The following is a 14,657-nucleotide window of genomic DNA, read 5'->3' on the forward strand; positions in this document are numbered from 1 at the left end:
TCACTCTTTGTTAGTAGTTTATTTTTATAGCCCCGTCATCATTTTTAATTACGGCAACTTTTACAGGACAGGTTTCAGGCGCATAGGCACTTCCCTGCGGATCGGTATTGGCAGCCGCGGCTAACCATCCGTACCTGCCATCTTTTAATGGGATCTGCTGATCGCCGGTTTTTAATGCGCTTACATCAGTAAACCCATGCAGCGCCAGTTTAATCAGTTTGAAATGGCTTTTAAAGCTGCCATCTGCCTTGCCGAAGCTGATCTGTTTAGTAACAGGATCAAAGCTGATAGCGCGTTTGTAATAGCTGCCTTTTTCATAATCAAAGCTTTTACCATCATCCTCGTAGTACACAAAACTGCCGGTAGTATCACCGTTGTAAATATGTATGGTAAGGGTATCATTAGGCAACTGGCCGGTATTTTGGGTAAGCGATTGCATAGGGATAATACTGCCGCCTTTTACATATACCGGCAGCTTGTTTACGTTTAGCTGAACAATTTTATCCTGACCGCCTGCCTGTAAGCCATCGTTATACAGATCGTACCATTTACCTGCCGGGAAATAGATCTTGCCGTACTCTTTGCTGCTTTCAAACGGCGCTACTAAAAAGGCTTTCCCAAATTCGTACTGGTTTTGAAACTGCGCGTCGAGCACACGAGGATCATGTGTGTAATTGATAGCCAGCGAGCGCATTAAAGGCAAACCGTTTTGGGTGGCCTCGTAAAAGTTGGCGTAGATGTAAGGCAGCAACTGGTACCGTAGACTGATGTAGTTGCGGGCAATATCCAGTACATCTTCGCCATAGCTCCATGGTTCGCTTGCTTTGCTATTTAGCGCGGTATGGTTGCGGTAATAAGGCGTAAACGCACCAAGCTCTATCCAACGGGTATATAAGGCGGTTGTTGGGTTGCCGGTAAAACCGCCAATATCCATCCCCGCAAAGGCAACACCACTTAGGCCCAAACTATTGATAAGGCGTACGCCTGCCAGCATGTGGTCGTCTTCGGCGCGGTTATCGCCAGTCCATATCGCGGTGTAGCGTTGCAGACCTGCATAACCCGAGCGGGTAAGGATAAAGGGACGTTCTTTGAACTGTTCCCTTGCGCCCTCGTAACTTGAACGGGCCATTTGCATGCCGTATATATTATGCGCTTGCAGGTGATTGGCTTTTTTGCCATCGTAATCAAACAGCACGTTATCGGGCATTTTTTGGCCCCAGGTGGCAATCTCATTCATGTCGTTCCAAATGCCGCTTACGCCCGATTGCGCGAAGAATTTCACCTCGTTACGCCACCATGCACGACCTTTGGCACTTGTAAAATCGGGGAAGTTACACCAGCCCGGCCAAACCTGCCCGGTGTAGGCTTGCCCGTCGGGGTATTTAATGTAAATATCATCACGTACGCCGCGCTCGTAAGAACCCGCGCCTTTTTCAACCTTAATACCCGGATCAACAATTACCGTAGTTTTAAAACCAAGACTGTTAAGTTCGGTATTCATTTTTAGGGGATCGGGAAAGCGGTCTTTATTCCAGGTGAAGAGTTTATAGGCATCCATGTAATGAATGTCCAAGGTAATACCGTCTGCCGGGATGCGTTTTTCGCGCAGGGTATGCGCTATCCGCATTACTTCAGTTTCGGGGTAATAGCTGTAGCGATTTTGCTGATAACCCAATGCCCATTTCGGCGGCATAGGCATACGCCCGGTTAACCAGGTATACGAGGTAATAATATCGGCAACTTTCTCATGGTAGATGATATAGTAATTAGCCTCGCCGCCATGCGCACCGAAGGATGAAAAACGGTTATTGCTCGCGCCGAAATTAAAATCGGACTGGTAGGTGTTATCAAAGAACACCCCATAGTTTACATCATGATGGATACCTATGTAGAACGGAATGGTAGAATACAAGGGATCTTGCGTAACAGCGTAACCATAGTTATCGCTGTTCCAATTGGTGTAACCGTTACCTTTACGGTCGAGGTTGCCAGTTTTTTCGCCCAAGCCTACAAAATGCTCATCATCCTGCATTTTCTTGTATACGGTTACCGCGTCGCCTGCCCATGAGGTACCAAGGCCTGTTTCATCCTGGTTGATCACTTCGCCCGATGGGGTATAAAATGCTACAGCGAAGGGCTTTTTTTGAATTACCGCCTTTAACGAATCGGTAGTAATGGTTATTTGCTTGTCGTTTTGCTCTATGGTGTTTTTTACGGTTAAGGGCTTGCCTGTTACCGCGTACGAAAAATCGGGAGCAAGCTTTTTCTTATCGATACGAACCCGTATTATCGACGGCGTATAAATGCTCACCTGCGCATCGGCATTATCAATAGTGATATCAACCTGTTGCCCATTCATCTTTACACCTGTAACGTTACCAATTTGCAGCACCGCAGATTGCCCGAAGGCCTTTGCCGACAGCAAAACAGAAAGCAGGGAAAGCGTTAGTAAATAGTTAAATTTCATTTAAAAAGGGATAAAACAGTCCCGGCCTGATAGCCGGGACTGATATTACAGAATTAGTTTTTCACTATGGTGTAGGTATAGCTATCGGGCGTGTTTTGCCTCATATCGATAGTTATGGTGTAGCTGCCTGCCGATGAAATGTTAACCGCATCATTAGTTTGTATCAGCTTGCCGCTAAACTGGGCGCTGCTTGCCGGGCCGTAGTTTAGGTCCCAATTGTTGTTGGCCCTGAATTTTACGGCACCTTCCACCAAATTGGCAGTAACCTTCCATAAACCGGTTGCTGCGCTGTAAACCATTGGGGTTGAATTATCCCAGCCACCGCTGGTAGCCGAACCTATGATACCAAACGAATCAACCAGTTTGTACGAATACGTAAGCGCGTTAACATCTACATTAAACTTATAATAGCCCGGCGCGCTAACTACAATGCCGCCCTTTAAGCCGTCGGTAGTTAATTTGCCATCGCTGGCAAAGCCATAGTTAATGTGGTTCCAGTCGGGTGCCGAAGTAAACTTGAACTCACCCGCGGTGGCCATGTATACGTAACCTTCATATTTTGAACCCTCGGTGTTGTAAATAGCCACGGCCAGTTCAGGTTTCCAATCCTGGTATGCACCAGGTACATTCAGCTTTAACCTTTCGGGGATGATATCCTTGTAGGTCATCACTTTTATTTTGATGGGTTTTGATATCACACTATCCTTATTAAAAACGGTGCGTACCCTTATCTCAATTTCCGATTCGGCATTGGCCGGTAAGCCCAACGTGTTAAGCACTGTGCTGTTAATGTTAGCCTTGGTGGTTGATAATGAGTCGGACGTGGTAGTGCCCAATGCAACTGGGGCAGCAAAATTGTTACCTGCTTTATCTACCTGTACGGTATAACTCAGTTCTGTTTTAACACCGTAATCGGCCTGTGCCCAGCGTATAACTATCTTGTCGTCCATATTGGTTTGGGTAACGCTTATGGTTGAGGCATCAGCGGGTAGTTTTATTGCCGGAGAACCGGGATTGTCGCTCTTTACGGCAACTATATTATTATCCTTTTTACAGCCAAATAAGGCAAGGGCAATTAATACAATGGTATATATTGATCTTTTCATGATTTTCTGACGGATTAATAACCAGGGTTTTGAGTTAGGTTGTTGTTCAATAACATATCAGATGCCGGTATAGGGAATATGTTGAAATGGGCATCGGTGCTTACACCTGCCATTACGTTTCCTTTAAAATCCCACAGCAGGCTGCCACCGGTGAATTTGCCAAAGCGGATCAGGTCGGTACGGCGCTGAAATTCCCAGTAAAACTCGCGGCCGCGCTCTTGCAGTAAAAAGTCGAGGTTAAGCTGGCCCGAATTGATATTACCGCTTGCGCCTTCATAAGCACGTGTGCGTAAAGCGTTGATATATTGCAGCGCTTTGCCTGCATCGCCGCCTGCACCCCCGCGTACGGTAGCTTCAGCATAGTTCAGGTAAACCTCGGCCAGTCTGAACAACGGGAAATCAGTTTCAACAAAAGTACTGTTACCGCCTTGTGCCCCTGTTGAGGTAATGTTTTTCCATTTGGCTGATAAGTAGCCTTCGGTAAACACGGTTGGGTGCGTAATGGTAAGCGTTTGCCCAGCGGTGTGGAAAATAGCACGCTTATCGGTATTGCCCGATGGATCAGCGAATTGTGTGTTGACAAAAGCAGTGGTCAACCTGTTACCACCCCAGCCGCCCGAAGCGATACCGAAAGTATTGGCAGCATCTTCAGAGCCACCTACACCGGCGTGGATAATAAAGGTTACATCGCCATAGCTCCTTGAACTTGCCCCGCTCGACGCGATAGGCATAATAATTTCATCCTTGATCTTATCATTATCGGCCAAAAATAGTTCGGGGTATTTGCCGTGCAGCGAGTATTTGCCTGCACCAATTACCTCGTTGGCATATTTAATGCAATCGCCATACATTGCTGTACCGGTGTATACCTGCGCGTTAAGATATATGCGGCTCAACAGTGTCCACGCTGCGGCACGGTCGGCACGGGCATATTCGTTAGCACCCGGCTGCGGAAGTAAGTCGGCTACAGCCTTAAGCTCGCTTTCAACATATTTAAACAGATCGGCACGTTTAATTTGTTTGGGTAAAAACGCGCCCGGCTTATCCGCCTCGGTAACAAAAGGTACATTGCCGTACATATCCATAGCGCAGAAGTAGTAGTAAGCCCTTAAAAAACGAGCCTCTGCCTGGTAAGCGTCAATCTCGGTTTTTTGAGCACCGCTCAGGCCGCCTACGTTATCGTTTACCGCGCGGATCATCTCGTTACAGTAGCTGATATTGATGAACAAACGCTGGTACATCAGTTTAATGTAGTCGTTATTGTCCGACCATATATGGCCGTGGTACTCTACCAAACCACCATCGCCCCAGGCATTGATGCACTCGTCGGTAGTAACTTCCTGCGCGTTCCACCAGCCGCGGATAAAGGCGGTAGTACCTTCATCGGGTGCCGATATTTCGGGTGCACCCGCTTCGCCTTTTTGCCCTGTTAATGATAGGGTTGAATATAATTTGGCTAAAAATTGTTTATAGGCTTCGGGTTTATCAAATACCGTTGCCGAGGTAGTTATCTTCGGATCTTTAGGTTTTACGTCGAGATCTTTTAAGCAGGAAGTACCAAGTACGCCTGAAATTAAGATAACAGCTATTAATGATCTATTCAGTTTCATGATGTCGTTCTTGCTAAATAATTAAAATGTACAGTTAAGGCCCAGCTGGTATATTCTTGCCCTCGGGAAGAAGTTATTATCCAGGCCGCCGGAGATCTCCGGATCGAGCCCCTTGTATTTGGTAATTACGAATACGTTTTGCACGCCCGCGCTTACACGCAGCTTCAGCTTGTTAAACTTAGGCACGTTATAACCCAGGTTAACGTTATCCATACGGAAGTATGAAGCTTTTTGAATGTAGAAATCAGACATGTTGGTTTTTAACGCCGTTGTGAACTGTGTTTCTTCTGCCGCCTTGGTTTGGTTGGCTATGTAACCTAATGATGAGTACAGGCCACGGTAGGTACTGCCCGATGCAACGTTGTTATAGTTATAGTTACCCAAACTCAACCTGCCCGAAAAGGCAAAGTCCCAGTCTTTGTAAGCAAGCCTCGAATTGATACCCATTTGTACGGTAGGATCCGGCTTTTTGTAGATGTACAGATCACTGCTGTTGATCACATTATCGTTATTGCGGTCAACGTAGGCATCCTCAATCGGTTTGCCGTTGCTGTCATAAATTTGCTGATACACATAGAACGAGTTAAGCGGCGAGCCTACTTTTTGCGCCTGTATGGTATTAAATGTGCCCGATATACCGCCAACCTGTATAATGGTATTGTCATTAGCGTTTAGTGAAAGGCGGGTAATTTTATTTTTGTTATAGCTGATGTTGTAGCCCAGGTTCCAGCTGAAATCTTTTTTGCTGATCACTACCGCATTCAGGCCCAGCTCTAAACCACGGTTTTCCATATTACCTACGTTGGTTAGTACCGTAGCAGCGAAGTTGGTACCGGCAGCAGCGTTAACGATGCTCAACAGATCTTTAGTTTTACGGAAATAGTAATCGATGGTACCGGTTAACCTGTTATTCAGGAAACCATAATCTAAACCGATATTGGTGGTAGTGGTAGTTTCCCATTTAATATTGGCATCGTAACCATCGGGGCGCAGGGTGTTGTAAAAGGTATCGCCCAGTTGGTAGCGCGATGTTTGATCGCTCACGGTAAACTTAGCCAGGTAAGGGTAGTTATTACCGTTGTTCAAATCTTGCTGACCGGTTACACCGTAGCTCACGCGCAGTTTCAGATCAGATACTGTATTGCTGTTTTTGAGGAAATCTTCATCCTTAATTCTCCAGGTGAACGCGCCCGCAGGGAATAATCCCCAGCGTTTATCCTTAGCGAATCTTGAGGTAGCATCGTCCCTTACGGTAAAGGTTAACTGGTACTTATCTTTAAAGGTGTAGTTCAACCTGCCAAAGAAAGAGATAAGGTAATACTCGGTAATGTAATCGTTAGGAGGCTGCGGCGCGGTCATTTTAATATCTGACGATGTGCCGTGGCCTTCTCTGTAAAAGTGCGACCATGAATAACCGGCCGTTGCATCTAAACGGCTGTCTGCAGCTTTCAGATCTTTTACATAGTTGAAGTAATAATCAACCAGTTGATTCTTCCTGCTTTCTTCATAATTGCTTAAACGGCCGCCCGCTACTACAGGGATGTATACCCACTGTGTACTATCACGTGCGTTGTTATGGCCAAACACTTTGGCGTAGTCGTAGGCAAGATTCAGGTTGGCACGCAGTTCGGGCAAAAAGTGCATTTTATAATCGAACTGTGCATTACCGATGCTTCTGCGTACGGTCGATTTATTATCCGTTAAATCCAGCTGTGCAACCGGGTTGGCAGGTGCCAGTGTTACCGGGTCGCCGTTAATGTTGGTATTGCCTTTATCCGTCCAGGTAGTGTAGCCCCTCCAGCGGGTATTGCCGTTATATACCGGTTTTGTAGGATCATAATTAATGGCATTGCCAACAGCGCTTTGCTCGGCAAAATTGTTAAGATTATATAGTCCCTTAACGTTTACGTGGATATTCAAATGGTTATTCAGCAAGCTTGGGTCTAAACCGATAGCCAGTGTAGTGCGCTGAAAATTGTAAGTTTTTAAAATACCATCGCTATTGTTATAGCCTAACGCCACACGGTATGGCAGGTTTTTAGCCGTACCCGATACACTCAGGTTATGATCCTGCCCGAGAGCTTTTTGGTAAATCTCTTTTTGCCAATCGGTACTGGCGGTACCCAATAAGTTAGTTACCGCGGTATTGCCTGCATATACTTTGTTCACTACATCCCTAAACTCATCACTGGTATATACATCCACTTGTTTGGGCAATACCGATAACGAGGTAGTTACGTTGTAATTCAGTTTAAGCTCTTTTGAACCACGCTTGGTGGTGATCAGTAATACACCGTTTGATGCACGGGCACCGTAAATAGCTGTTGCCGAGGCATCTTTAAGTACGGTAATATTCTCCACATCATTAGGGTTAATAGTGTTCAGTATATTAGCCGAACCGCCTAAGGCTGTATTATCAATAGGCACGTTATCAATAACGATCAGCGGATCGTTGCTCGCGTTTAGCGAGGCCCCGCCACGGATGCGTATGGTTGATGTATTGCCCGGCGCGCCGCTGGTTGAGGTAATTACCACACCCGGTAGCTTACCCACAATAGCATCCTGTATGGTATTTACGGCGCCGCGGTTAAAGTCTTTAGCGGTAACTACGCTTATTGCGCCTGTAGCGTCGCTTTTACGCACTGTACCGTAACCAATAACCGCTACTTCGTTTAAGGCGAGTGTAGATGGCTCCAGCTGGGCATTCAAACTTACCGCGCCGCTTACATTTACTGGGTTCTCCTGGTTTTTATAGCCTATAAAACTTATTACTACGGTTTGCGCACCGGCGGGTACATTGCTCAGCTTGTAGAAGCCGTTGGCATCTGTTGAGGTGCTTATTGATTTGCCTTTTACTACTACTGTAGCGGCTGGTAGTGGGAGGTTATTTTCATCAACCACCTTACCGGTGATGGTGCCTGATTGGGCGAATACCCAGTTTGACAGGCAGACAAAAAGTAACAGCAACCCGTACTTTAAAGAGTAGATCTTTTCCATTAAATTTAGTTATGGTTAAAAAATTGGTTTATAACAGACGAGCTTGGGGCTCAATCATAAACCAAAGGAAAGGAGCTTGGCTGTCAAAAGCAATTTATCAAAAGCCGATATAGAAAATACAAAACGATAATTGATATAATATGCTATATATCAATTATTTGCATTGTAAATAAACCTGCGGAATATAGAACTTATATAGCCTTAATGTAGATATTACACCGCTTGTATTTCCATTATACGGTCTTCAAATTCATCATTTGGGAGGATGGATTTGGTTTTTACGCGGTTTTTGTAAGAATATATGGTATTAACCGAATATCCCAAAATTTTTGAGATGCGGTCATTATCATGTATCCCCATGCGGATAAGGGCAAAAATGCGGAGTTCGGTATTGAGCAACTGCCCTTTCGGGATCACTATTTTTTCTTCGGGCTTAAAGTAAGAGTTGAAGATCTCGATGAAATCGGGAAACAAACGCAGGAAAACCTTATCGAAGGTGTTGAACAGTTCCTGGCGTTCGCTTTCGAGGTTGAGCTGGTTAATGGTTTGCAGCGCGTCTTCATAGCGCTTATTGGTCAGCTTCTTATCCAGCGATTTTTTGAAATTCTCCAGCTTATCCAGGTAAATGGAATTAATGTTAAAGTAATAGCCGATGTATTCGTTTTTGATGGTATTGGCTACACTCAGCTTCTTATTTACTTCTTCGAGGGCGGTATTGGTTTCGTGCAAGCTCAGGTTGGCCTCCTGAATAATTTTATCGGCCGCGCGTATCTTTTTAAGCTGACGGAAACTGATCACCGCGAAAACGATCACTGCCACCACCAGCAACGTAATGATGAACGAGTAGGCATATAACAACCTTTTCTGATGCTCTATTTGATTGATCCACTGGGCCTCAATAATGGGGAGTATACTGCTGATCTTTACCTGCCTGTGCAAAGCCCCGTAAAAGGTAGCCTCGTCCATGGCCTGCTTAATGTATACGTAGGCATTTTTAATATCGCCCTGCTTAAATAATATATCTGCCAGTTTATAGCTGGCCACGGTTTCTTTAGTGGCCGATTCCACATCGGTAATAGCCGCCCGGATGAGCAACTCTACCGATTGCTTCTTCTTATCTCCCGTTACCTCGTAAATATAACTCAGGCAGCAGGCGTTTATGGCGAACTGATGAGGTGTTAAGCCCGGTAGTTTAAGCAGTGCTGTATAGGTTTTTTCACCATCTTCAAAATCGGCGGTACGCAAATCTTTCAATCCTTTTAATTCGAGGTAACTGTAGCTGCCCGGCTTGCAAAGCGCCAGTGCCGAATCTATACAAGCTATCCCTTTAGGGTTATAAATCGCGGTATAATCCGGACTACGGTTATAATCGGCCAGATCAAAATAGCTGCGTGCCTTTAAAAAGAAATATTCTACCCTGTCGTTATCAGGCAATGGTTGCAGGTTAATGCTATTTAATACCTCCAAGGTCTCCTTAAACAATCCCGAAGAAAGCAGCGTAAAGGCCATTTTCATTTTAGCGGTTGCTATCAATACCGGTTGGTTGAGTTGAGCGGCGGTGATTTGCAGTTTTTTGGCGTAGCTGTAAGATGAATCGTAGCTGAAGGTTTTATACTCATCGTATAATTGCAGGTACACCGTAAACCGGTCGCGCGGTGCGGCGGTATTGGCCAACTGTTCACGGAGAGCCTTTATCCTGTCTTGTTTTTGATTAATGTAGGTTTCTTTATTGTTGAGTACCTCGTTTAATTTATTAAACAAGCTATCATTTACCTGTGCGTATCCACAAAAATTAACACATAATAATAAGAGCAACAATAAAAAATACCTGGTTGACTTCATTATTTCCGAAAAAGCTGCGATTGGTGTTTATAATCATGCTAAAGTTATAAATATAGTCCGGATTATAACCGCAGTGACTAATAAGAACCACATCTATTTGGAAGAATTCGGCCGGCAGACACGGACATTCCGGCAGGCTTGACCATGCTGTTCCGTGCGAATTAGATCAGCGAATTGTGTTGTTATGTTATAATTTCAAATTCACCAATCAGTTAGTTAAGATGGTCAAAATGTAACAGAAAGCTCTTCACCTGTTTTCAGAACAGGATGGTCAATGATCCCGAAATATCCAGCTAATCGGGGTAAAGCATTATTTAAAATAGTTCGATTTTTTAAAGACTATTCACAGATGGCTTGAACAAAACAGAATGCTTCTATATTCTCCATTGATTTGTGTTTAGTTAAAATCAATCATTTTTCTCTTTTTGCAACCTGTTTATTTTTCCGTTCTCCTTTAATTGCAGGCCTACACAATGATTCCCTTCTTTTATAAATTCAAGTTCTATGGGTATTTCCATTATGAAAAATCGGGTTTGGCTTTCGGGGATGATCCTAACTTTGCTATGCCCCGGGGCGATCGCGTATAATTGACCATCTTCTTTAACTACCGACAAAGTAAACTGCGGGTTTAAACGGTAACTCCCGGTATAAGATTGCAGATCGGCATCGGGTACTTTCACTATCTCTTTTGTTACTGTTTGATTAAGACCTTTCAACTCATAAACCAATGCAGCACTGTTAATTATTTCTTTAAGGAGGGCATCATTGTCGCCATTGATCATCACTACTACGCCGTCCCCTCCTGCTATACTGCCATAATATTGGCAACGGAAACCCGAAGTAACACCCGCATGCTGAAAGTAGGGTATGCCGTTCAGCGTATCAATAAATACACCTAAGCCGGTACGGTTATTTTGGTATGGCTTCAGCATCAGCCGGGCACTCTCTTGTGTCAATACTTTAGTCGCGGCACCTTTATAAGCCAGCTGCATTTCAACAATATATTTTGCCACATCAGTTGGTGTACACCACATACCGGCTGCTGCGAGTTCGGGGTATACCCTGTACCGCCCGTATATTTCCCTGCCGTTGACGTAATACCCGGTAGCTACATTATCAAAGTTGACTGGTGGTGTAAACGAACTTTGTGTCATACCCAAAGGTGCCAATACGTTATCCTGCATGTAGGTTTCATACGCTTGTTGAGTAATATCCATCACCGCCAGTTGCGAGATCAGCACACCGCCGCCCGAATAAACCATTTGCCCTCCTGGCTCTCTTTCCGGCTGTATCCTGGGGGTATTTGCCGGTGCCCGGCCATTTAGCATCTGGATAATATCAGGTAGCTTGCTTCCGCGATTATACCCGGGAAATCCCGGTAAATTAATCCCCGCGGTATGGCTTAGCAATTGCGCCATGGAAATTTTTTTATTATGGGTAATACTATCATAAGGCAATTTCCAGCGTTGCAGGTACTTATTAATATCTGCGTAAAGATCCAGCTTTTTACCCTGCACCAGCTTCATAATACCCACCGCATTCAGCGATTTGCTTACCGAACCTGCCTGAAAACGTGTTTGTTCGGTAACAGGATTCTTCAGGCTATCATTAGCCATACCATAACCTTTGGCGGCAACAATTTTATAATTTTTGATGATGGCAATGCCCAAACCCGCTACATGATAATAAGCCATCCTATCAGCCAATAACATGGGCGGCGTACCTTTTATCTGAATATTGCCTGCTAAGTTCTTTTCAACTTCAGCAAGTTTATCGTCAGGCTGTTGGGCATAAAGGGCAGTGCTTATTAAAACCATAAGCACTACCAGTAAGCTAAAATAGCGCTTCATTATTTCACCTTAACAAAAACATCGCTTTCCTTTAGAAGCAGGCTTACCACTTTATTGCCGGTATTCCGTTTAAATTTTAATGGTTCGCCTGTGGCATTAATAGCAAAGTTGTCTTTTGCTGTGTTAGTGATTGGGCTACTCATGTTATCTGTTACGCGCAAAGCCCATAGTTTTCCATATTTAACTACAATTTCGATAGACGCCGTTGTTCCATTATTATTCAGTTGGTATTTACCTAAATACTCCTTGTAATTAGCCGGTGTTATAACATCTGCTTTTAACTTTGTAAGTTTCTTCCATACCGTGCCATCAGGCATTTGTATCTCGCTTACTTTTTTTGCGCCATCGCGAATAAAGGTGATAGGTACGCCCATTTCCTCCACCATAAAATCATCGTTGGAGGTATGTTTGAGGTTTAACTTTTGACCCGAGGTGAGATTGGTGGCAATCAGTTTTCCATTGATCACTTCCAGTTCGTATTGCAGGGTAATATTATTTTGTGATGCTTCATACCTGCCCGGATAATCGCTGAGGGAATCAGCTTGTATATTTTGCCTTGTATAATGAACCGTGGCCTTGGTTATTTGTGCCGAAAACAGAATCGCCACTACGGATACCAATAATGTGTTGATTAAATACTTTTTCATTTGCTGTTATTGTTGATAATAGATTTATGGGTACGCGGTTGATCAGTCCGCTTTACAGCAACAAAAGAAGTAGTGTAGTCATCCCGCGTCTACTCAAATCGGGATTTGAGCAATGCTTTTTTATAACCTACCGGCGAAATTTTGAGGAAGGCCTTTATTTAACACGCGCAAATGTTTCCACATAGCCGTTCTTGTACCGGAGTTCGATCTTATCAGTATCCATTTTCCCGGTTCGGATGAATTTCAGGGTGTATCCATCTGTAACAAACAGATCATTGCTTATGGGGTATAACTGTGCTTTATCGCCATTAGTCGAAATTAAAAACAAATGATCGCCTTGTAGGGTAATCCTCTTGTCGCCATACTTTCCGGTAACAGATTGTAAAAGGATAGTAGGAACAGAATAGGTATGCAGTTTAGCGCTATCGGTAAAAACCTGCCATTTTTTCGACTGGTAAATGCTCGAATCGCGGTCCACTTTCAGCCATTGCGCATCGCCGGTCATCATAAAACCATTGATGTGTTTGTTATGTCCGCGGGTAAATTTCATGCCCCAACCAAAGCCTTTAGCTATAAAGTTATCGCCGTTTAAATAACCGAGGGGCTTTTCATATTTATCCCATGATGCGTTAACGATCAGTTCGCCCTTACGCTCCGCAACATCCACATAATTGGTTTGCTCTTTTACAGCTTTTTCGTACCGGCCGGTATACTGTTGCAGCTTGGGTTGAGGGTTTGAGCACCCGGTTACCAACCACGCAGCCATAAAAAGGTATTTTGCTAAAGCCTTAAAGTGATTCATGTTTTATTTGCTGGGTTCCGGTAGCTGCAATTTTCAAATTATTTTGGTAGGCACTTGGGGTAAGCCCGGTGAACTGTTTAAAACAACGTTGAAATGTAGCAATAGAGTTAAAGCCGCAATCAAAAGCTATAGCTGCGATAGTAAAGTGGCGTAGCGATGTATCGCTAAGTTTTTCCATGGCTGCATCCACACGGTATTGATTGATAAAATCGTTAAAGCTTTTGCCAATATATTGGTTGAGCAGGTTTGAAAGCTGCTTTTCGGAAATTGCCAGTTTTTCGGCTACGGCATCTACCTTCAATGCCGGGTCTAAATAAAGTTTATCATTTTCCATTAACGCTACCAGTTTGTGGTGATACCTATCGCTATCACCGGAAGCAAAATAAGGTTTGGGCTGGGGTTTGTTGTAGGCGGTCACTTCCTCGTTGGTCATTCTTTTCTGCCGTATGATGAGGCGCATCCCTATATAATAAACCAAAATGATTGCCGGTAGATACAGGAAAGCTTTATTCCACCCTGGCAAGGCGGCTATGGCTGTTGATATAAATACGATGGCTGTTAAGCCAAATATCAGATAGAGGAATGTGCGCAACCATTTAAGATCGTTAAGCCGAAAGTTGTCTAAATCAGTATCTTTTGATGCCCGACTTACTATCTTATAACTGGCAGTACTGTAGGCAAGCAATGAAATGAATATGGGCAGGTCAAAAATAATACTGTGTTGAAACAGGAAGTTCTGCACATCATCGCGAAAGTAAAATGCTGTTACCTGAGGGATGGAGAGGATGCCGGTTTGGTACAGTAAAAAGATGAATTGAGGGCGGCAGTCAAGCAGTACCGGTAAAAAGTGCAAGCAGCTTTTGAGGGTTAATTTTTTATTGCCTTGCACCAGGCTTTGTGTATAAAACCAAATCATGGGGCCTAACAGCATTTTCAGCACCGGAATGCAGGTGCCCAGCATGGGGTAGCGCCAAACCAAATTTGAAGCGAACAGTTCCATAGCGATGGTGGACTCAGCAATTATTAAGATGACGGCGGCTATCCACCTGTAACTGTTGAAACTTTTGGAATAATACAGCAGAATGCCCGATAACAAGATGCCCTGCACGGCCAGCGAGATCAACAGGATGTCAATTAAATTGAGTGCAATATTCATAATGCTGATACCATCCTATCCACAGATATTTTTTAAACTAAGCTAAGAAAGATTCACATTGGATTGAAATAAATGTACATAGGTTGATTTAAAGCCAGTGTTTGCAATACCCCATTATTTATAAGATAAAATAAATAAGAAACCCTGGGAACATCTTAACAGGTTCCATGTTTAGTGCGA

The 14,657-nt window shown here is 44.1% G+C and carries 9 protein-coding genes; all 9 read right to left on the reverse strand.

What is annotated here, in order from left to right; all coding sequences use genetic code 11:
* Positions 1 to 10: 10 nt before the first annotated feature.
* Entirely contained in the window at positions 11 to 2,467 is a 2,457-nt protein-coding gene (locus AC07NA_RS16220) for a glycoside hydrolase family 31 protein (protein WP_494898632.1), read from the reverse strand.
* 53 nt (positions 2,468 to 2,520) lie between these two features.
* The gene (locus tag AC07NA_RS16225) at positions 2,521 to 3,573 is read right to left on the reverse strand and encodes a SusE domain-containing protein (RefSeq protein ID WP_494898634.1); all 1,053 of its coding nucleotides are present in this window, start codon (positions 3,571 to 3,573) and stop codon (positions 2,521 to 2,523) included.
* Positions 3,574 to 3,587: 14 nt separating this feature from the next.
* Complete coding sequence (locus AC07NA_RS16230) at positions 3,588 to 5,183, reverse strand: RagB/SusD family nutrient uptake outer membrane protein (protein WP_494898635.1); 1,596 nt, start codon at positions 5,181 to 5,183, stop codon at positions 3,588 to 3,590.
* A 21-nt stretch (positions 5,184 to 5,204) separates the two neighbouring features.
* A complete protein-coding gene (locus AC07NA_RS16235; protein WP_494898636.1) occupies positions 5,205 to 8,180 on the reverse strand; it encodes a SusC/RagA family TonB-linked outer membrane protein in 2,976 nt (991 codons plus the stop codon).
* A 213-nt stretch (positions 8,181 to 8,393) separates the two neighbouring features.
* A complete protein-coding gene (gene susR / locus AC07NA_RS16240; RefSeq protein WP_494898637.1) occupies positions 8,394 to 9,941 on the reverse strand; it encodes a SusR family glycan utilization regulator in 1,548 nt (515 codons plus the stop codon).
* 488 nt (positions 9,942 to 10,429) lie between these two features.
* Positions 10,430 to 11,872, reverse strand: a complete 1,443-nt coding sequence (locus AC07NA_RS16245) for a serine hydrolase (RefSeq protein WP_494898638.1) — start codon at positions 11,870 to 11,872, stop codon at positions 10,430 to 10,432.
* The gene (locus tag AC07NA_RS16250) at positions 11,872 to 12,519 is read right to left on the reverse strand and encodes a DUF3471 domain-containing protein (protein WP_494898639.1); all 648 of its coding nucleotides are present in this window, start codon (positions 12,517 to 12,519) and stop codon (positions 11,872 to 11,874) included. Before AC07NA_RS16250 ends, AC07NA_RS16245 begins: the two co-directional genes overlap by 1 nt.
* Before the next feature lie 154 nt (positions 12,520 to 12,673).
* Positions 12,674 to 13,321, reverse strand: coding sequence for a hypothetical protein (locus tag AC07NA_RS16255; RefSeq protein WP_494898640.1), 648 nt, complete (start codon positions 13,319 to 13,321; stop codon positions 12,674 to 12,676).
* Entirely contained in the window at positions 13,308 to 14,477 is a 1,170-nt protein-coding gene (locus AC07NA_RS16260) for a helix-turn-helix domain-containing protein (protein ID WP_494898641.1), read from the reverse strand. Before AC07NA_RS16260 ends, AC07NA_RS16255 begins: the two co-directional genes overlap by 14 nt.
* Positions 14,478 to 14,657 lie beyond the last annotated feature (180 nt).

Source organism: Mucilaginibacter sp. GW821-FHT07G05, assembly GCF_059418565.1.